20 protein-coding genes are annotated in these 19,334 nt (G+C 72.7%); 12 read left to right on the top strand and 8 right to left on the bottom strand.

From position 1 onward, the window contains the following. Positions 1 to 2 precede the first annotated feature (2 nt). Entirely contained in the window at positions 3 to 953 is a 951-nt protein-coding gene (locus AB0C99_RS31910; protein ID WP_362482614.1) for a hypothetical protein, read from the bottom strand. 90 nt (positions 954 to 1,043) lie between these two features. Further along, the gene (locus AB0C99_RS31905) at positions 1,044 to 1,541 is read right to left on the bottom strand and encodes a hypothetical protein (RefSeq protein ID WP_362482611.1); all 498 of its coding nucleotides are present in this window, start codon (positions 1,539 to 1,541) and stop codon (positions 1,044 to 1,046) included. 590 nt (positions 1,542 to 2,131) lie between these two features. On the opposite strand from AB0C99_RS31905, the gene AB0C99_RS31900 reads away from it, so the two are divergent. The 4 genes from AB0C99_RS31900 (at position 2,132) to AB0C99_RS31885 (ending at position 6,871) form a co-directional block, all read left to right on the top strand. Then, complete coding sequence (locus AB0C99_RS31900) at positions 2,132 to 3,355, top strand: sialidase (protein WP_362482608.1); 1,224 nt, start codon at positions 2,132 to 2,134, stop codon at positions 3,353 to 3,355. 16 nt (positions 3,356 to 3,371) lie between these two features. Then, positions 3,372 to 4,529: a chromosome condensation regulator RCC1 gene (locus AB0C99_RS31895; protein WP_362482606.1), complete on the top strand. Its 1,158-nt coding sequence runs from the start codon at positions 3,372 to 3,374 to the stop codon at positions 4,527 to 4,529. Between the two features lie 28 nt (positions 4,530 to 4,557). Then, positions 4,558 to 5,748 (top strand): chromosome condensation regulator RCC1, encoded by a 1,191-nt coding sequence (locus AB0C99_RS31890; protein ID WP_362482604.1) that lies wholly within the window; start codon positions 4,558 to 4,560, stop codon positions 5,746 to 5,748. A gap of 124 nt (positions 5,749 to 5,872) precedes the next feature. After that, on the top strand, positions 5,873 to 6,871 hold the full coding sequence (locus tag AB0C99_RS31885; protein ID WP_362482601.1) for a TAXI family TRAP transporter solute-binding subunit: 999 nt from the start codon (positions 5,873 to 5,875) through the stop codon (positions 6,869 to 6,871). Here the strand turns inward: AB0C99_RS31885 and AB0C99_RS31880 are convergent. Continuing rightward, entirely contained in the window at positions 6,850 to 8,289 is a 1,440-nt protein-coding gene (locus AB0C99_RS31880) for a HAMP domain-containing sensor histidine kinase (RefSeq protein ID WP_362482598.1), read from the bottom strand. The two genes, AB0C99_RS31885 and AB0C99_RS31880, sit on opposite strands and share 22 nt — an antisense overlap. Before the next feature lie 18 nt (positions 8,290 to 8,307). Then, entirely contained in the window at positions 8,308 to 9,012 is a 705-nt protein-coding gene (locus tag AB0C99_RS31875; RefSeq protein ID WP_362482595.1) for a response regulator transcription factor, read from the bottom strand. A gap of 287 nt (positions 9,013 to 9,299) precedes the next feature. Between AB0C99_RS31875 and AB0C99_RS31870 the strand changes: the two genes are divergently transcribed. The 8 genes from AB0C99_RS31870 to AB0C99_RS31835 all read left to right on the top strand — a co-directional run bounded on the left by AB0C99_RS31870 (position 9,300) and on the right by AB0C99_RS31835 (position 15,749). Next, positions 9,300 to 10,085, top strand: coding sequence for an amino acid ABC transporter ATP-binding protein (locus AB0C99_RS31870; RefSeq protein WP_362482592.1), 786 nt, complete (start codon positions 9,300 to 9,302; stop codon positions 10,083 to 10,085). Positions 10,086 to 10,174: 89 nt separating this feature from the next. Beyond that, the gene (locus AB0C99_RS31865) at positions 10,175 to 11,092 is read left to right on the top strand and encodes a glutamate ABC transporter substrate-binding protein (RefSeq protein ID WP_362482589.1); all 918 of its coding nucleotides are present in this window, start codon (positions 10,175 to 10,177) and stop codon (positions 11,090 to 11,092) included. Between the two features lie 118 nt (positions 11,093 to 11,210). Then, on the top strand, positions 11,211 to 11,858 hold the full coding sequence (locus tag AB0C99_RS31860; protein WP_362482586.1) for an amino acid ABC transporter permease: 648 nt from the start codon (positions 11,211 to 11,213) through the stop codon (positions 11,856 to 11,858). Next, a complete protein-coding gene (locus tag AB0C99_RS31855) occupies positions 11,855 to 12,781 on the top strand; it encodes an amino acid ABC transporter permease (RefSeq protein ID WP_362482583.1) in 927 nt (308 codons plus the stop codon). Before AB0C99_RS31860 ends, AB0C99_RS31855 begins: the two co-directional genes overlap by 4 nt. Before the next feature lie 161 nt (positions 12,782 to 12,942). Next, complete coding sequence (locus AB0C99_RS31850) at positions 12,943 to 14,592, top strand: FAD-dependent monooxygenase (protein WP_362482580.1); 1,650 nt, start codon at positions 12,943 to 12,945, stop codon at positions 14,590 to 14,592. 32 nt (positions 14,593 to 14,624) lie between these two features. Beyond that, positions 14,625 to 14,711, top strand: coding sequence for a putative leader peptide (locus tag AB0C99_RS31845; RefSeq protein ID WP_358477332.1), 87 nt, complete (start codon positions 14,625 to 14,627; stop codon positions 14,709 to 14,711). A 76-nt stretch (positions 14,712 to 14,787) separates the two neighbouring features. Continuing rightward, positions 14,788 to 15,330 (top strand): cysteine dioxygenase, encoded by a 543-nt coding sequence (locus tag AB0C99_RS31840; RefSeq protein WP_362482577.1) that lies wholly within the window; start codon positions 14,788 to 14,790, stop codon positions 15,328 to 15,330. Beyond that, a complete protein-coding gene (locus AB0C99_RS31835; RefSeq protein WP_362482574.1) occupies positions 15,327 to 15,749 on the top strand; it encodes a rhodanese-like domain-containing protein in 423 nt (140 codons plus the stop codon). Before AB0C99_RS31840 ends, AB0C99_RS31835 begins: the two co-directional genes overlap by 4 nt. A gap of 133 nt (positions 15,750 to 15,882) precedes the next feature. On the opposite strand, the gene recX is transcribed toward AB0C99_RS31835, so the two are convergent. From recX to AB0C99_RS31815, 4 genes are all read right to left on the bottom strand, one after another. Next, positions 15,883 to 16,449: a recombination regulator RecX gene (recX, locus tag AB0C99_RS31830; protein ID WP_362482571.1), complete on the bottom strand. Its 567-nt coding sequence runs from the start codon at positions 16,447 to 16,449 to the stop codon at positions 15,883 to 15,885. Between the two features lie 4 nt (positions 16,450 to 16,453). Further along, positions 16,454 to 17,581, bottom strand: coding sequence for a recombinase RecA (gene recA, locus AB0C99_RS31825; protein ID WP_362482568.1), 1,128 nt, complete (start codon positions 17,579 to 17,581; stop codon positions 16,454 to 16,456). A 192-nt stretch (positions 17,582 to 17,773) separates the two neighbouring features. Further along, positions 17,774 to 18,985: an AI-2E family transporter gene (locus AB0C99_RS31820; RefSeq protein WP_362482640.1), complete on the bottom strand. Its 1,212-nt coding sequence runs from the start codon at positions 18,983 to 18,985 to the stop codon at positions 17,774 to 17,776. Between the two features lie 112 nt (positions 18,986 to 19,097). Beyond that, positions 19,098 to 19,292, bottom strand: coding sequence for a DUF3046 domain-containing protein (locus AB0C99_RS31815; protein WP_362482566.1), 195 nt, complete (start codon positions 19,290 to 19,292; stop codon positions 19,098 to 19,100). Positions 19,293 to 19,334 lie beyond the last annotated feature (42 nt).

The following is a 19,334-nucleotide window of genomic DNA, read 5'->3' as shown; positions in this document are numbered from 1 at the left end:
CGTCAGGAGCCGGCCGGAGCGGTCGGGTGGAGGACGACCGACCCCTTCGGCCGGGCGCCCGGCGCGAGCGCGGTGCGGGCGGGGACTTCCCGGGGCGCGCGGGCGGCGGGCAGGGCGCGGGTGTTGTTGTCACCGTCGGGCTGGGTGTTCTGGGTGGGGCGCTTGCGGCCGCAGAGGCTCTCGGGGGCGGAGTAGGTCTGGGCGACGAAGGTGCTGGAGTTCACCATGGAGGGGCTGTCCACGGCGATGCCGAGAATGGCGGCGCCGGAGCCGGTGAGGAGCCTGCCGACGACCCGCCGCATCGACGAACTGGCCCCGAAGACCAGCATGTCGAAGGATTTCACGGTGCTCTTGTAGGTCGTCGTCTCGGTGTTGTCGACGGTCCAGGACTTGGAGAACGTGGCCTTGAAGGCGGCCTCGAAGGCGAGCTTGGCGCTGAGCGAGCCGGCGACCTTGCCGCCGACCGCGACGCTGGTCTTGGTGCCGTTGGTGGAGGTCGGCCCGTCCTTGAGGTTGGGCGTCTTGTTCTCGTTGGTGAGGTCGTTGGTGAGGTTGGTGTTGACCTCGCCGGAGGCGCTGACGGTGCCCTCGGCGGTGATCTTCCCGGAGATCTCGCCGCCGATGTTGTCGGTGCTGGAGGTGCGCAGGGTGACGGTGCGGTCCACGTTCATGTCGCTGGCGGTGCAGTTGACGACCGCGTTGCCGAGCGAGCGGACGGCGGTGGCGAACTCCCGGCCGCTCTTGGGGTCGATGACGAAGCGGCAGGAAGTGCCGTCCGCCTCGCACTGCTTCAGGACGTCGGCGATCCGCGCCGGTTTCCCGTCGGCGGTGACGGCCCGCGCGGCGGGCGGCTCGCCGGGCCCCTCCTCCGCGTGGGCGGGCGGGGCGAGGGGCACGGCGAGACCGAGGGCCAGGGCGGGGAGGAAGAGCAGCGCGGGACGGCGCGAGGGCATGGGGGTTCCCTTCGGGGACGAGGGGCGTACGGGAGGGACGGCGACGTACGGGAGAGGCGAGGACGTACGGGAGAGGCGAGGCCCTTCCGCTCAGGAGCCCAGCAGCGAGCAGAGCTGCGAGACCGGGAACGGCGACTGGCCCGGGTCGGCGGAGCCGGCGGGCAGCGAGGCCGGGAAGTCCGCGCAGGTGTCGGCGGCGGCGTCCCCGGCGTTGGTGCCCGGGTCGGGCTTGAAGGCACCGACGGTGGATGTCATGTCGGCGAGGCCCTCCTTCTCGCCGTTGCCCTTGGCGAGCGTGTCCATGCAGCTCGCGGAGCCGGGCTTGCACTCCTCCAGGTCCTTGCCGACCTTCTTGATGTCCTTGTCGGCCTGGGCCGCCGACTCCTTGGTCTTCTGCTGCTGCTCCTCGATCTCCTTCGCCTCCTGGGCGTTCGCCTGCTGGTCCTTGCACGCCTGGTCGTCCGGCGGGCACTCCTCCGCGCGGGGGACGGGCGGGGCCGCGAGGGCGGCCGGGGCGGCGGCGAGCGCGAGGGCGGCGGCGAGGACGGCGGCGCCGAGCGCACGCCGTACGGCGAGAGCGGAGGACATGGCACAACTCCCTGGGGACGAGGGTGAATTGAGGGTCGCGGGAACGGCGCCCGGGCCACGGCAGGGACCGCCGTCAAGATCGCCAAGCGCGTTCCGACGCTAACCGGACCCGGCTCGGCGCGGACGCAGGACACACGGGGCGGGCGGGGCCCCGCGTCCCGCTCACCGCTTCGGCGGAGCACGGCCGGACGGCTCCGGACGGGCCGTCCGGCGGCGGCGCCGGAGAGCGCGCCCCGGCCTCCGTCCCGTACCCGTCCGGATGGATTCCGGGGCGGTGCGTGCGCGGGGCCGCCGCCCCGGGGCTGGCCACTCACCCGACCGGGCGCCGCCGATCGGCCGCCCGCCGCCCCCGCCCGCCCGGGGTCCCTCGGACGCCGCCCCGAACAGGTGACTTCGCCCCCGGAGACCCGGCCTCGAACGGGCGTCCGGCAACCGGGTGTTTCGGCGCCCCCCGGTCGCGCCCATGATCACCGTCGGCAAGGCTGCTGGTGTGTCCGACGGCCCGTCCCGGCCGTCCCACCCGGCCCCTGGCACGCCATGCCCGCGGGCCCTCGCGCTCCCGTTTGTCCCCCACGAAGGAGAGCAGACCCATGTCCCGAACCCGACGCGCCCCGCTGCGCCGCCGGCTGGGCCGGAACCTCGCCGCCGCCCTCGCCGGGGCCGCCGCGCTGACCGCGCTCCCGGCCCTCGCCCCGCCGGCCGCCGCCAACGAGGGCAATCCGACCGTGCTGAGCTGGGGCGCCGGCCGCACCGGGCAGCTCGGCAACGGCACCCTGAACGACAGCCTGTCGCCCACCTCGGTGACCAGCCTCTTCCGCGGCGACGTCGACCAGATGTCGGCGGGCGGCACCTCCTCCGCCGACTCGTTCGTGCTCGCCCGCACCGACAAGACCGTGAAGTCCTGGGGCCACAACTCCTCGGGCCAGCTCGGCAACGGCGGGAACGACAACCAGACCGTGCCCACGACCGTGCCGCGGCTGACCAACGTCAAGGACATCGCGGCGGGCGGCAGGCACGCCCTCGCGCTCGACACCAGCGGCCAGGTCTACTCCTGGGGCGACAACGCGTACGGCCAGCTCGGCAACAACCGCACCGGCGACAGCCGCACGGTCCCCGACCGGGTGCAGGGGATGCCCAAGGTCAAGCAGATCTCGGCCGGCTGCGACTTCAGCCTGGCGCTCCTGGAGAACGGCAAGGTGTACGCGTGGGGCCGCGGCATCCACGGCCAGCTCGGCAACGGCGGCCGGGCCACCAGCTCGGTCCCCCGGCAGGTGTCGGGCCTGGAGAACATCGTCTCCATCGACGCGGGCTGCTATCACGCGCTCGCGCTGACCGCCGACGACACCGTGAAGTCCTGGGGCTACAACCTCTACGGCCAGCTCGGCAACTCCGGCACCAAGTCCTCCACCGTCCCCGTCGACGTCGACTGGCTGGAGGGCGTCTCCGAGATCGAGGCGGGCGCCTTCCACAACTACGCCAAGACCAGCGACAGTCACGTCTGGGGCTGGGGCAACAACCAGTACGGGCAGCTCTTGGAGGCCGACGAGTCCTTCGCCGACAACATCTCCCGGACCAACCGCAGCGCGCCCGTCGAGATCCCCCGCCTCGAAGGGGTCCAGCACCTCGCGGCGGGCGCCCGGCACGGGGTCGCGGTGACGGCGGACGAGGTCTTCGCCTGGGGCAACAACAGCGAGGGCCAGCTCGGCAACGGCACGACCGTGTCCCGCTTCGAGTCGGTGAAGATCCTCAACGAGGGCTCGAAGGTCAAGGACGTGGCGGTCTCGCTGGGCGGCAACACGACGTACGCGTACTGAGCGGGGTGCGTACGCCATGACGTACCGCTCCCTCCTGTGCGCCGCCCTCACGCTGGGCGCCCTGCTCACCCCGGGCACGTCGGCCCACGCGGGGCCGAGCGATCCCTGGGTACGGACCTGGGGGCTGAACGGCTCCGGTCAGCTCGGCAACGGCGCCACCCTCGACCAGCAGACGCCGTCCGCCGTGCGGGGGCTGCGCCGCGACGAGCTGCGCGAGCTCGCCGCCGGTGGTGGCGGCGCCACCACGGACTTCGCGGTGGCCCTCCTGCGGGACGGCACCCTGGAGTCCTGGGGCGCCAACGCCAACGGGCAGCTCGGCGACGGGACCACCGCCGCCCGGGCCCAGCCCGCCGCCGTGGCCGGGCTCTCCGGCGTCTCGGACATCGGCGCCGGAAACGGCTTCGCCGCCGCCGTGCGCGGCGGACGGGTGTGGACCTGGGGCGCGGGCGCCTCCGGTCAGCTCGGCAACGGCGGGAACGCCGACGCCGGGCGGCCCGTCGCCGTGCAGAGCCTGAGCCGTGTCACGGACATCGCGGTGGGCTGCGGTCACGCGCTCGCCCTGCGCCAGGACGGCACGGTCTGGTCCTGGGGCCAGAACACGAGCGGCCAGCTCGGCATCGGCTCGCTCGACAACCAGAACACCCCCAAGCGGGTGCCCGGTCTCACCGAGGTCGTGGCCCTGTCCGCCGGCTGCCACCACTCCCTGGCCCTCACGGCCGAGGGGACGGTCAAGGCATGGGGGCGCAACGCCAACGGCCAGCTCGGCGACGACAGCACCGCGAACAGCCCCTCCCCCGTGGACGTGAAGGACCTGTCCGGGGTGACCGCCGTCCACGGCGGCTGGTACCAGAGCTTCGCCCTGCTCGACGACGGCACGGTCCGCGCCTGGGGCTGGAACGCCTCCGGCCAGCTCGGCGACGGCACCACCGCCGACCGCACCACCCCCGTGCCCGTGCCCGCCCTCAGCGGCGTACGGGCCCTGTCCCCGGGCTGGAAGCACACGGTGGCCGTCCTGGACGACGAGTCCGTCGTCGCCTGGGGCGACAACACCGTCGGCCAGCTCGGCGACGGCACCACCACCGCATCCACGACCCCCGTCACCGCCCTGCCCCCGGGCAGCGGCACCACCCGCGTGCCGGCCGCCCTTCCCTGGCGGACCAGCTACGCCTACTGACGACCCCCCGCACCAGAAAGGCACGCAGATGACCCCACCCCTGCGTCTCACCCTCCTCGCCGCCCTGTCCCTGGCGGCCCTCCCCCTCGCCGCCCTCCCCGCCCCCGCCTCCGCCGCCGGCACCGACCCCTGGGTGCGCGGCTGGGGCGAGAACGGGCAGGGGCAGCTCGGCAACGGATCCGTGCTCACCCAGCAGACACCCGCCGCCGTCACCGGCATCGCCCGCGACGACGTCCGCAAGGTCTCCGGCGGCGGAGGCGGGGCCGCGGCGGCGGCCAACGCCTTCTCCGTCGCCCTCCTCAAGGACGGCACCGTGAAGTCCTGGGGCGCCAACCAGACCGGCCAGCTCGGCAACGGGACCATCGTCAACCAGAGCTTCCCCGGCACCGTCACCGGCCTCACCGGCGTCAGCGCGGTCTCCGCCGGGCTCAACCACGTCCTCGCCGTCAAGGGCGGCCGGGTGCTGGCCTGGGGCAGCAACGCCTCCAAGCAGCTCGGCACCGGCCAGGACACCACCAACCCGTACAGGACGCCGATCCCCGTCCAGAGCCTCGACAAGGTCAAGGACGTCGGCGCCGGCTGCGACTTCAGCGTGGCGCTGCGCCAGGACGGCACCGTCTGGACCTGGGGCAAGGGCGACAACGGGCGCCTGGGCACCGGGAACAACACCACCCGCGAGACCCCGCAGAAGGTGCCGGACGTGGAGAACGTCGAGGCCATCGCCGTGGGCTGCGAGTACGTGCTCGCGCTCACCGCCGACAACACGGTGAAGTCCTGGGGCAAGGGCGCCGAGGGCCAGCTCGGCAACGACTCCACCGCCGACAGCAACAAGGCGGTGGACGTGGCCTACCTGGACGCCGTGGCCTCGGTCTTCGCCACCAACGCGACCGCCTTCGCCGTCCTCGACGACGGCAGCGTGGCCGCCTGGGGCAAGAACACCGACCGGCAGCTCGGCGACGGCACCAACGCCAACCGCACCACCCCCGTCGTCCTCGACCAGCTCAAGGGCGTCCAGGACATCGCGGGCGGCCTCAACTTCACCCTCGCCGCCCTCGACGACGGCTCGGTGATCGGCTGGGGCGCCAACGACGTCGGGCAGCTCGGCGACGGCAGCACCACCGGGACCACCGGCACGGCGACGACCAGCGCCCTGCCGCCCGGCAGCCAGATCACCCATGTGACGACCTCGGTGACCGGCAAGTCCGGCTTCGCCTACTGAGCGGCACCGGCCGGTACCTCGCCGTACCGGCCGGCCCCCGGCTCCCGGCCCCGGCCTGCCTTGCTCCCCGCTCCTGCCCGGTCCGCCCTGGTCAGGACGGGGAGCGAGCTGGCAGGATCGCGCCATGCTCCCCGCGCTCACCCGTACCGCCCGCCGCCGCGTCCTCAAGGTCTCGGCGGCGCTGCTGGTGCTGGCGGGCGCCCTGGTCTGGTGGCTGGCGCCGTTCGGCGCGAAGCCCCCGAGCGGGCACGTCACCTTCAGCACCGGCGTGCCCTCCGGGGTGTACCAGCGGTACGGGAAGCTGCTCCAGGAAGCCCTCCACCGCGATCTGCCGGACGTGTCGATCACGCTCCGCAACAGCGAGGGCTCCCAGCAGAACCTCGCGCGGCTCGCGTCCGGCGAGGCGGACTTCACCGTGGCGACGGCGGACGCGGTGGCCCAGTACCAGCGCGACCGCAGGCCCGGCTTCGAGCGGCTGCGCGGCTGCGCCCGGCTCTACGACGACTACGTCCAGCTCGTCGTCCCGAAGGGCTCGTCCGTGCAGTCGGTGGCCGATCTGCGCGGGCTGCGGGTGGGCGTCGGGCAGCCGGGCTCCGGCGTGCGGCTGATCGCCGACCGGGTGCTGGCTGCGGCCGGGGTCACCCCGGACCTCGACATCCGGCCGGTCTCGGCGGGCATCGACACCATGCCGGGCCTGCTGGAGCGCAAGCGCCTCGACGCCTTCTTCTGGTCCGGCGGACTGCCCACCGAGGCCGTGCAGAAGCTGTCCGAGCGCACGCCGGTCCGCCTCGTACCGCTCGACGAGCCGCTGGTGGACAGCCTGCACGACGTGGGCGAGTCCACCCGCTACTACCGCTCGGCGGTGATCCCCGCCGACGCGTACGGCCTCGCCCAGGACGGCAACCCGGTGCGGACCCTCGCGGTGGCGAACATCCTGGTCACCACCGACGCGGCCGACCCGGCCCTGGTGGAGGGCCTGACCCGGACCGTGATCGGCAGCCGGGACCGGATCGGCGGGCAGGTCCACCCGGCGCAGCTCGTCGACCTGCGCACCGCGATCTACACCGAGCCGCTGCCCCTGCACGAGGGCGCCCGGCGGTACTACCGCTCCGTGAAACCCTGACCGGCCGGCCGCCCGGCCACCCGGCGCGGCTCGTCGCGCGGGACGGCGACGGTCACCTTGAGCCCGTGCGGCTCGTGGCGGGCGAAGGAGACGGCGCCGCCCCCGGCGGTGAGCAGCACCCGGGCGATGGAGAGGCCGAGGCCGGAGCCCTTGACGTTCTGGTGCAGGGGCGAGCGCCAGAAGCGGTCGCCGACCCGCTCCAGCTCCTCGTCGGTGAGGCCCGGCCCGTGGTCGGCGACCTCCACGGTGACGGTCCGGCCGCCGGGGCTCAGCGCCACGCGGACGGCGACGTCCTCGCCGGGCGGGGTGAACTTCAGGGCGTTGTCGATCACCGCGTCGAGGGCGCTGGACAGTGCCACCGGGTCCGCCCAGGCGGTGACGGCGGCGGTGTCGGCGAGCAGCGCCACGCCCTTCTCGTCGGCGACCGGGCGCCAGGCGGCGACCCGCTCGGCGGTGAGCGCCCCGATGTCGGTGAGCCTGAGGTCGGCGTCGGCGTGCTCGGCGAGCGCCAGGCCGAGCAGGTCGTCGAGGACCTGGGCGAGCCGCTTGCCCTCGGTGCGTACGGAGGCGATCTCCTCATTGCCCTCGGGCAGCTCCAGGGCGAGCAGCTCGATGCGGAGCAGCAGCGCGGCGAGCGGGTTGCGCAACTGGTGGGAGGCGTCGGCGACGAAGGCCCGCTGCTGTTCCAGGACGTCCTCGACGTTGTCGGCCATCTCGTTGAACGAGCGGGCCAGGCGGCGCAGTTCGGGCGGGCCCCCGGCGGCGGCGACGCGTGAGGCCATCCGGCCGGTGGCGATGTCGTGGGTGACGGCGTCCAGGATCCGGACGGGCCGCAGGACCCAGCCGGTGAGCCGGAAGGCGGCGCCGACGGCGAGCAGCATGGCGGCGGACTCGCCGGCGAAGATCAGCAGCCAGCCGTGCAGGATGCGGCTGCGGAGCTGCCCGGTGGGCGAGTCGGTGACGACGACGGCGACGACGTCCCCGTCCCGTACGACCGGGGAGGCGATGGTGAGCCGGGCATCGCCCTGCCAGGGCCAGACCTGCGGCGGGTCGTGGCTGCGGCGGCCCAGCAGCGCCTCGTTGAACGCGCGCCTGCTCTCCCCCTCGTACGGTACGACCCAGTCCTCGGGGGCGGCGGCCATGGCACGGTTGTTGCGGTAGAAGACACCGGCGCGGATGCCGTAGACGTCGTGGTAGCTGGCGAGTTCGCCGCTGAGGGTGGTCCGCCGTTCGTCGGGGCCGATGACCGACTCGTCGACGAACTGCGCGAGCGCGGCGAACCGGGCGGAGTCGTCCAGCCGGTCCACCACCACCCGCTGCTGTTCGGAGGCGGCGACTCCGGCGGCGAGCGGGAAGCCGAGGGCCAGCAGGACGCCGGCCATCAGGACGATGAGGAGCGGGAGGAGTCGGGTGCGCACGTGCCGGCGGGTCCGGGATCAGGCGGCGGGCGCGACCAGGCGGTAGCCGACGCCCCGCACGGTCTCGATCAGGGCGGGCATCCGCAGCTTGGAGCGCAGCGAGGCGACGTGCACCTCCAGGGTGCGGCCGGTCCCCTCCCAGCTGGTGCGCCAGACCTCGCTGATGATCTGCTCGCGGCGGAAGACGACGCCGGGCCGCTGCGCGAGCAGGGCCAGCAGGTCGAACTCCTTGCGGGTGAGCGCGACCTCGTCGCCGTCGACGCTGACCCGGCGGGTGGGCAGCGCGATGGTGACCTGGCCGAGGCGCAGGGTGCCCTCCTCGGCGGCGCCGGTGCCGTCCTCGCCGGCGGCGGTGCGGCGGCTGACCGCGTGGATGCGGGCGAGCAGCTCGCCGGTGTCGTAGGGCTTGACCACGTAGTCGTCGGCGCCGAGGTTGAGCCCGTGTATCCGGGAACGGACGTCGGCGCGCGCGGTCACCATGATCACGGGGGTGGCGGTGAGCTTCCGGATCCGGCCGCAGACCTGGTAGCCGTCCTGGTCGGGCAGGCCGAGGTCGAGCAGGATCACCCCGTACGAGGGGCGCTCGCCGTGCGCGGCGGGCAGCACGGCCTGGAGCGCCTCCTCGCCGTTGCGGGCGTGGGTGACGTGGAAGCCGTGCCGGGCGAGGATCGCGGAGAGCGCGGCGGCGACGTGGTCGTCGTCCTCGACGAGCAGCAGTCTCATGGCCCTCCTCCGTGTGGTCTCTCCGCGCGTATCGCGCCGGCCGGGTGGGTACCGCCGGCTACGTGTGTATCAGGGCATGAACGCCGATGGCGACGGCCACAGTCAAGTCTCCCCCCGTTACCCCGGCGTTTCCGTTATCCACCCGGTACGGCGCCGGGCGCCCTCTTCACGCAGAGTGCCCGGGTGCGACCGGATCGTTATCCTCAAACTTCGCTCAGATCTGATGACGCACGTCACACCCGGTCTCTAGTGTCCTCCCCAACCGAGCAGGACGGAGCCAGAAGCCGATGAGCGGAGAGTCAGTGACCAAGGGTTCCCAGGACGCCGCACCGGCCGCGGACGACCTGGTCGTACTGTCCGACGTGAACAAGCACTTCGGCGCTCTGCACGTCCTCCAGGACATCGACCTGACCATCGCCCGCGGCGAGGTCGTGGTGGTCATCGGGCCCTCCGGGTCCGGCAAGTCCACGCTGTGCCGCACGATCAACCGGCTGGAGACGATCGACTCCGGCGCCATCACGATCGACGGGAAGCCGCTGCCCCAGGAGGGCCGGGAGCTGGCGCGGCTGCGGGCCGACGTCGGCATGGTCTTCCAGTCGTTCAACCTCTTCGCGCACAAGACGGTGCTGGAGAACGTGATGCTGGGCCAGATCAAGGTCCGCAGGACGGAGAAGAAGGCAGCGGAGGCCAAGGCCCGCGCGCTCCTGGACCGGGTCGGCGTCGGCACCCAGGCCGACAAGTACCCGGCGCAGCTCTCCGGCGGGCAGCAGCAGCGCGTGGCCATCGCCCGCGCCCTGGCCATGGACCCGAAGGTCATCCTGTTCGACGAGCCGACCTCGGCGCTCGACCCGGAGATGATCAACGAGGTCCTGGAGGTCATGCAGCAGCTGGCCAGGGACGGCATGACGATGGTGGTCGTCACCCACGAGATGGGCTTCGCCCGCTCGGCCGCCAACCGCGTGGTCTTCATGGCCGACGGGAAGATCGTCGAACAGGCCACGCCGGACGAGTTCTTCAGCAACCCGCGCAGCGACCGGGCCAAGGACTTCCTGTCGAAGATCCTGCACCACTGACGCCGTCCGGCCGGCGCCCCCGGCCGCCCTCGGCGACGCGCCACACGCACACCGCCGATCAACCACCCACGACCTGAGGGATGTTCACGATGAAGCTCCGCAAGACCGCGGCCGTGGCCGTCGCCGTACTCGCCCTGACCGCGACCGCCTGCGGCGGCAAGGAGGGCTCGGCCGGCGACAAGCCCGCGACGAAGCCCGGCGACTCGGCCGCGCCCAAGCTGCCCACGTACGCCGTCGCGAGCGGGGTGGACCTGAACTCCCCGACGTTCAAGAAGGCCAAGGAGCGCGGCAAGCTCGTCATCGGCTCCAAGGCCGACCAGCCGTACCTGGGCTTCGAGGACCAGGCCACCAAGGAGCGCTCCGGCTTCGACATCGAGATCGCGAAGATGATCGCGGCCGAGCTCGGCTTCTCCCCCGACAAGATCGAGTGGAAGACCGTCAACTCCAAGCTCCGCGAGACCGCCATCTCCACGGGCCAGGTCGACTACTACGTCGGCACCTACACCATCAACGACAAGCGCAAGGAGCAGGTCGGCTTCGCGGGCCCGTACTACAAGGCCGGCGCCGACCTCCTGGTCCGCAAGGACGAGACCTCGATCACCGGCCCCGAGTCGGTCAAGGGCAAGAAGGTCTGCTCGATCACGGGCTCCACCCCGCTCCAGGAGATCAAGAAGCCGCAGTACGGCGCGGAGACCATCGAGCTCGGCAAGTACTCCGACTGCGTCCAGCAGCTGCTCACCAACCAGGTCGACGCCGTCACCACCGACGACTCGATCCTCAAGGGCTACGCCGCCGCCAACGCCGGCAAGCTCAAGGTCGTCGGCAAGCCGTTCACCGAGGAGCCCTACGGCATCGGCATGAACAAGGACGACAAGGTCCTGCGCGACAAGGTCAACGACGTCCTGGAGAAGTTCGAGAAGGACGGCACCTACAAGAAGATCTACGAGGCCACCCTGGGCCTCTCCGGCTCCGCCTACACCGCGCCGCCGGCGATCGTGCGCTACTGACCGGCTCGCGCGTGAGCGCCCCGTACGCGCCCGGCGCTACGGGGCGCCCCGTGCCCTGCCCCCACGCCGCCGCCCCGCCCACCGCCCGCCCGCCGCTGACTGCCGACGCGGAGTCCTCATGAACGTACTGCTCGACCATTTCCCGGAGTTCCGCGACGGATTCATAGGAACCGTGTCGATCACCGCCGTCAGCTCGGTCATCGCCCTGGTCCTCGGCATCGTCGTCGCCGGCTTCCGGGTCTCCCCCGTCCCCCCGCTGCGCTTCTTCGGCACCGCCTGGGTGACGCTGCTGCGCAACACCCCGCTGACCCTGCTCTTCCTGGTCTTCTTCTTCGTCGTCCCGGAGATCTTCTTCCCGGGCATGAGCCCCTTCGTGCTCGCCTCGCTCGCGCTGGGCTTCTACACCTCCACCTTCGTCTGCGAGGCCGTCCGCTCCGGCATCTCCACCGTGCCGCTCGGCCAGGCCGAGGCCGCCCGCTCGCTGGGCATGAGCTTCGCGCAGACGCTGCGGCTGATCGTGCTGCCGCAGGCCACCCGGACCGTGCTGCCCCCGCTGAGCTCCATCTTCATCGCGCTGACCAAGAACTCCGCCATCGCCGGCGCCTTCAGCGTCACCGAACTCTTCGGCTGGCAGACGCTCATGAGCGAGCAGGGCTACGCGATCGCCCCGGTCTTCGTCTGGGTCGCCATCGCCTACCTCGTCATCACCTTCGCCATCAGCGGTCTCTTCCGACTCCTTGAGCGCACCATGGAGGTCGCCCGATGAGCGCCAGCGTTCTCTTCGACGCCCCCGGCCCCAAGGCCCGCGTCCGCAACCGGATCTACGCCGTCCTCGGCACCCTCCTCATCCTGGCCCTGCTCGCCGTGAGTGTGGTCCGGCTGAACGAGAAGGGGCACCTCGCCCCCGGGATGTGGGACATCTTCAACTACGCGGGCATCCGGCAGAACATCGCCGACGCGCTGCTCGCCACGCTGAAGGCGTTCGGCCTCGCGGCCGTCGGCTCCCTCGTCCTCGGCGTGCTGCTCGCCGTCGCCCGGCTCTCCGACCACAAGCCGGTCCGCTGGGCGGCCACCGGCTTCATCGAGGTCTTCCGCTCGCTGCCGCTGCTGATCACGATCTACGCGGTCTGGGTCGCCTTCCTCACCGACTACTCGATGTGGGCGCTGGCGCTCGGCCTGTCGATCTACAACGGCTGCGTCCAGGCCGAGGTGCTGCGGGCCGGCGTGAACGCCGTGCCGCGCGGGCAGCGCGAGGCCGCGTACGCGCTCGGCATGAGCAAGACCCAGGTGATGACCACCGTCCTGCTGCCGCAGGCGGTCCGGGCCATGCTGCCGACGATCATCAGCCAGCTCGTGGTGACCCTCAAGGACACCTCGCTCGGCTACATGATCCTCTACCCCGAGCTGCTGTACTCGGCCCAGCTGATCGCCTCCAACACCCTGGTCGACGGCAAGTACCCGTACGTCTCCGTCATCGTGGTCTTCGGCGTCATCTACATCGCGCTCTGCCTGGCCCTCTCCGCGCTCGCCACCTGGATCGAGCGGCGCGGCAGCCGGTCCAGGACCGGTGGCGGCGGCACGTCCGCGGCGGCACCCGACGCGGGGACCGGGCCGGCGCCGCTCGGCACCGGCGCCACCACCGGTGGCACCGCCGGCCCCGCCGACGGCCCTGCCATCACGAAGAACTGACGGCATGTGACATCATCCGGGGGCAGTGGCGACCGCCGCTGCCCCTGTCACTTGACGCACGCACCCGCAGTGGGTTGCATACGTTCTGTGATCAAGCTCCGGGCCCGCGCCACCTCTCGCTGTGCTACCCGCATGACCGTACGGCCTTCAGGAGCCGCGCCGTGGACCCGGTGATCATCGTGGGCGCGGGGCCCGTCGGCCTCGCGCTCTCCCTCGCCCTGGCCGCCCAGGACGTGCCCAGCGTCGTCCTCGACGAGGGGCCCGGCAAGGAGGAGCCACGCCCCGCCCGCACCGTCGTGCTGCGCGCCGACATGGCCGCCCTGCTGGAGCGGCTCGGCTGCACCACCCTGCGTGACGAGGGGGTCCGCTGGGTCGGCTGGCGCTCCCTTCGGCGCAAGCAGCAGACCCGGCACGTCCCGCTCGACCTCGGGCTCCCCGGCGACGCGGGCGCGGCCGACGGGACCGAGGGCCCGCCCGCGCCCCTGCACATCCCCCAGCACGCCCTCGCCCGCGGCCTGCGCGACGCGATCGCGCGGCACCCGCTGATCACCCTCGTCCCCGACTCACGGGTCGACACCGTCGAGCAGGACGCGCACGGGGTCGGCGCGCACACCCGCGGGCCCGACGGCACCTGGTGGCGCGGCAGCCACCTGGTCGGCTGCGACGGCGCCCGCTCCACCGTGCGCAAGCTCCTCGGGGTGCGCTTCCCCGGCCGCACGGCCGTGGAGCGGCACGCGGTCGCCGCGCTGCGCACCGAACTCCCCTGGCCCGGCGAGGCCCTGCTGCACCGTCAGCCGCCGTGGCGCGGCGCGGGCGAGGAGATCACGGCCCGGCCGCTGCCCGACGGGGTGTGGCGGATCGACTGGCTGCTGCCGCCGCGCGGCGACCTGGTCACGCCCGACGCGCTGGTGACCCGGATCCGCGACACCCTGGCCGGCTGGTGCGAGGGCAGCACCCCGCCGTACGACCTGATCGACACCGGCGTGTACACCGTGCACCACCGGCTCGCCCGCCGCTGGCGGGTGGACCGGGTCTTCCTCGCCGGGGACGCGGCGCACCTGCTGGGCGCGGTCGGCACCCAGGGGCTGGACGAGGGGCTGCGGGACGTCGACAACCTGTCCTGGAAGCTCGCCCGCGCCTGGCACCACCGGGACGCCTCGCCCGTGCTGCTCGACAGCTACCAGAGCGAGCGGCGCGCGGCCGTCGCCGCCCGGCTGCGGGCCGCCGACCAGTCGCTGCCCGCGCTGCGCGGCGGCGGGGGTCTGCGCACCTACCTGCCGGGGAGCGGGCGCGGGCACGACGCGCTGCTCACCGAGGGGCACCTGGGGCGCGGCCCGCTGGGCGCGCCGCCCGCCTACCCGCACTCCCCGCTGGCCCCGCCGCCCTCCGAGGGGCGCATCCCGGTCGGCACACCCGACGGGACCCCGGCGGAGGACGTCCGGGTGACGGCCCCCGACGGCACCACCGTGCGGCTGCGGGACCGGCTCGGCCAGGGGCGGTCGCTGGTCGTCCTGGTCGCCCCGGGCACCGGGGTGTGGGACCGGCGGCACTGGATGAGCGCGGGCGTGATGCCGCGGCTGGCCGAGGCGGTGGACGCCCTGCCGGCCCCCGCCGAGCTCCTGGTGACGGAGGGCTACCCCGGCGCCCCGGCCCACGCCGTGCTGCTGGTCCGCCCGGACGGGCACCTGGCCGCCGCGTTCGCCGGGGTCCGCCCCGAGGAACTGCACGCCGCGGCGGACGCGCTGCGCGGCGGAAGCCCGGATGTCCAGGAGACGTCCACGGACAGTGACCGGACTGCGGACGTCAATTGACCCTCACAGGCGCGCATGGTGTACTCCGGAACGTGACCGACACCGATGTGCGCCTGTGGCGGAGGGTCCATATGGACCTGGTCCGCTACGCGGGCTGCATGTGTCGTCCGTCCTGCTGAATTCGCATCCTTCTTCCGCTTCTTCGCGCGCCGGCCCGGTCGTGCGCGCTTTCGCGAACCCTCAGGACGGTCTTCCGTGTCCCAGACACAGCACGCCCCCCTGCCCGTTCCCGGCTCCCGGGCCGGCTCCCCCACCTCGGCCGATCTGCTGGACTTCGTCCGGCGCACGGCCGCCGACACCGCGCTGATCACCTCCCTGCCGCTCGACCCGGAGGGCCGCACCTGGGTGCGCCTCGACGGGCCCGGCGGGAGCGAGGCATGGCTGATCGGCTGGCCGCCCGGCACGGGCACCGGCTGGCACGACCACGCCGAGTCGCTGGGCGCCTTCGCCACCGCGCGCGGGGCCCTCAAGGAGAACTCCCTGGCCGTACGGCTGCCGGCCGGCGGCTGGAAGAACCTGGAGCTGGCGGACGGGGTGGACCGCCGCCGGGAGCTCCCGGCGGGCCAGGGCCGCGCCTTCGGCCGCCACCATGTGCACGAGGTGCTCAACGAGTCCGTGTCGGAGCACGCGGTCTCGGTGCACGCCTACTATCCGCCGCTCCCGCTGATCCGGCGCTTCAGCCGCTCGGGCCCGGTGCTCCGCCTCGAGCAGGTCGAGCGCCCGGAGGACTGGCAGTGAGCGGGGCGGCGAACGAGCGGGTCGGCATCGACGAGCTCCTCGAGCGGGTCCGGGCGGGCCTGGACCGCGTCGACGCGCGCACCGCGTACGAGGCGTACGAGGCGGGCGACGCCCTCCTGGTCGACACCCGCTACGCGGCGCTGCGCGAACGGGACGGCCTGATCCCGGGCGCCCTGGTCGTGGAGCGCAACGAGCTGGAATGGCGCCTGGACCCCCTGGGCAGCCACCGCGCACCCCAGGCGAACAGCCATGACCTGCGCGTGGTGGTCTTCTGCAACGAGGGCTACGCCTCCTCCCTGGCCGCCGCGTCCCTGCGCCAACTGGGCCTCCACCGCGCGACGGACGTCATCGGCGGCTTCCAGGCATGGAAGTCGGCGGGCCTCCCGGTCCTCCTCCCGGCGAGGGGGACGGGCGGGTAGGCCGCGGGCGGGCGAGGGGGAGGGCGGGGGCTGGGGCCGGGGGTCTCGGGGCCGGTGACCTCGGGTCCGGGCCCGGTCCGGGTCGGGTCCGGGGCGGGTCCGGGGCGGGTCGGGTCGGCGCGGCTCGGCCCCGCTAGTACGGCTCGTCCAAGCCGTCCGTGTCCTCGCCCTCCTCCGCCAGGGCCTGGCGGACCACCCGCAGGGCCATGCCCTCGGGGTAGCCCTTGCGGGCGAGCATCCCGGCGAGGCGGCGCAGCCGCCGGTCGCGCTCCAGGCCGCGGGTCGCGCGCAGCTTGCGGTCGACGAGCTCGCGCGCCCGGGTCTCCTCCTGGTCGGAGTCGAGGCGCTCGACGGCCTGCTGGATGAGCGTGGCGTCCACGCCCTTGGTCCGCAGCTCGCGGGCGAGCGCGCGGCGGGCGAGGCCCCGGCCGTGGTGCCGGGACTCGACCCAGGCCCCGGCGAAGGCGGCGTCGTCGATGAGCCCGACGTCCTCGAAGCGGGACAGGACCTCCTCGGCGACCTCGTCGGGGATCTCCCGCTTGCGCAGGGCGTCGGCGAGCTGCTTGCGGGTGCGGGGGGTCCCGGTGAGCAGGCGCAGGCAGATCGCCCGCGCCCGCTCAGCCGGATCCTGGGACGACAGCTCCTTCTCGGCCCTCGACGAGTCGGGGCTGTCGTCCGGCCATTCGGTGCGGCCCGTCACCGGTTCAGCTCTTGGCCGCGGTGGCCTTGGTCACCTTGGCGGCCTTGGCCGGTGCCGGGACGGAGCCGCCGTCGGCGGCCGCCTCGCCCGAGCCGCTCACCGCGTCCGCGCCGGTCTCGGCCGAGGACTCCTCGGGCCGGACGCCGACGCCCAGCTTGTCCTTGATCTTCTTCTCGATCTCGTCGGCGAGGTCGGGGTTGTCCTTCAGGAAGTTGCGGGCGTTCTCCTTGCCCTGGCCGAGCTGGTCGCCCTCGTACGTGTACCAGGCGCCGGCCTTGCGCACGAAGCCGTGCTCGACGCCCATGTCGATCAGGCCGCCCTCGCGGCTGATGCCCTGGCCGTAGAGGATGTCGAACTCGGCCTGCTTGAAGGGGGGCGCGACCTTGTTCTTGACGACCTTGACGCGGGTGCGGTTGCCCACCGCGTCCGTGCCGTCCTTGAGGGTCTCGATGCGGCGGATGTCGAGCCGCACGGAGGCGTAGAACTTCAGCGCGCGGCCACCGGTCGTGGTCTCCGGCGAGCCGAACATCACGCCGATCTTCTCGCGGAGCTGGTTGATGAAGATCGCGGTGGTCTTGGACTGGTTGAGCGCGCTGGTGATCTTCCGCAGCGCCTGGCTCATCAGGCGGGCCTGCAGACCGACGTGCGAGTCGCCCATCTCGCCCTCGATCTCCGCGCGCGGGACGAGCGCGGCGACGGAGTCGATGACGATCAGGTCGAGGGCGCCGGAACGGACCAGCATGTCGACGATCTCAAGGGCCTGCTCGCCGTTGTCCGGCTGGGACAGGATCAGGTTGTCGATGTCGACGCCCAGCTTGCGGGCGTACTCGGGGTCGAGCGCGTGCTCGGCGTCCACGAAGGCGACCTGTCCGCCGGCCTTCTGCGCGTTGGCGACGGCGTGCAGGGTCAGGGTCGTCTTGCCGGAGGACTCCGGGCCGTAGACCTCGACGACTCGGCCGCGCGGCAGGCCGCCGACGCCGAGCGCGACGTCCAGGGCGGTCGATCCGGTCGGGATGACCTCGATCGGCTCCTTCGAGCGCTCGCCCATGCGCATCACGGCACCCTTGCCGAATTGCCGTTCGATCTGTGCGAGCGCGGCGTCGAGCGCCTTCTCGCGGTCGGTTCCTGCCATGGGTTCCACCCGGTTTGCTTGAGTCGATCGCTTCATGTGAAAGACGCTAACCCCTGCCACTGACAATGGGCCCCGGCGCCTCTTCCAGCCTGTGGATAACTCGGCGAAAAGCCCGTGGTTCCTCGGCTCTGCTTCTCATGAGAATGGATGTTCGATTTTCGTGTCAAGCGCACCACGCCGGTCCCGGAGGGCCTATCCGCGCCCCGGTTCCGACCCGGCCTCCCGGCCCGCGCCCGCCTGCTCCTTCTTGTGGTGCAGGGCCTTCTGGAGCCGGGCGACCACGGCCTCGCCGTAGCCCCGGTGCCCGTGCACCCGGGGGTCGTCGGTCACGTCGTACCGCTTCACGTACGCCCCGAGGAACGCCTGCAGGGTGGCCACGGCGGGGATGGCGATCAGCGCGCCGACCGCCCCCAGCAGCGCGGTGCCCGCGATGACCGAGCCGAAGGCGACCGCCGGGTGGATGTCCACCGTCTTGGAGGTCAGCTTCGGCTGCAGCATGTAGTTCTCGAACTGCTGGTAGACCACGACGAAGACCAGCACCCACAGCGCGTACCAGGGGTCGACGGTGAACGCGATCAGCATCGGGAGCGCGCCCGCCAGGTACGTGCCGATGGTCGGGATGAACTGCGAGACCAGGCCGACCCAGACCGCGAGCGCCGGCGCGTACGGGACACCAAGGATCTCGAAGAGCACGAAGTGCGCCACGCCGGAGATCAGCGCCATCAGCCCGCGCGAGTAGAGGTAGCCGCCCGTCTTGTCGACGGCGATCTCCCAGGCCCGCAGCACCTCGGTCTGGCGGGCCGGGGGCAGCACGGAGCACAGCGCCCGGCGCAGCCGGGGCCCGTCGGCGGCGAAGTAGAAGGAGAAAAGGAAGATCGTCAGGAGCTTGAAAAGACCGCCGAGCAGGGTGGTGGACACGTCCAGGACGCCGGATGCGCTGTTCTGGACGTACTTCTGCAGCCAGTCGGAGCGCAGCACGCTGTCCTGCACCTCGACCCGGGACAGGTCGGTGTGGAAGTGCTGGTTGGTCCAGTTGATCAGCGAGTCGAGGTACTTGGGGAAGTTCTCGACCATGTCGACGATCTGGCCCGCGAGCATCGAGCCCAGCAGCACGACGAAGCCGACGCTCGCGACCAGGACGCCGAAGAAGACGATGAAGGTGGCGAGGCCCCGGCGCATCCCCCGCGCGGCCATGCGTCCCACCGCCGGCTCGATGGCCAGCGCCAGGAAGAAGGCGAGCAGGATGTTGACCAGCAGCCCGACGAGCTGGTGGAAGGCCCAGCTGCCGAGCTGGAAACAGGCGTAGAGGGCGAGCGCGAGCACCAACGCCCGGGGCAGCCAGCGCGGCATTCTCGCGGCGGGGGCCCCGGCGCCCGCCCCGGGCTCCGGGGTGGTCGCGGTCACGCCGCCGGCCGCGCTCGCGGCGGAGTCGGGAGCAGAGGTGTCGTTCGCGTCGTCGGTGGCCACCCCGCCAGTCTCGCGCACCGTCCGGACATTCCGGCCAGGGCCCGTCACATCATCGTTTCTCGGCGGGTACGCCGACGGCCGCGCAGACCGCCCGCCACACGTCCTTGGCCTCCCAGCCCGCGTCCAGCGCCTCGTGCACCGTCCGCCCGCCGAGCTCGGCCATCACATGGTCCTTGGCGAAGCTCTCCGCGTACCCGGCCCCGAAGTGGTCGGCCATCCGCTCCCAGAAAATCGTCAACCGCATGAGACCAGTATCGCGCTCTCAAGGGTGCAGCCCGGCCCTAAG

Origin of the sequence: Streptomyces sp. NPDC048659 (assembly GCF_040650575.1) — a bacterium.
Classification (GTDB): domain Bacteria; phylum Actinomycetota; class Actinomycetes; order Streptomycetales; family Streptomycetaceae; genus Streptomyces.
This window is presented reverse-complemented; position numbering and strand designations above follow the sequence as displayed.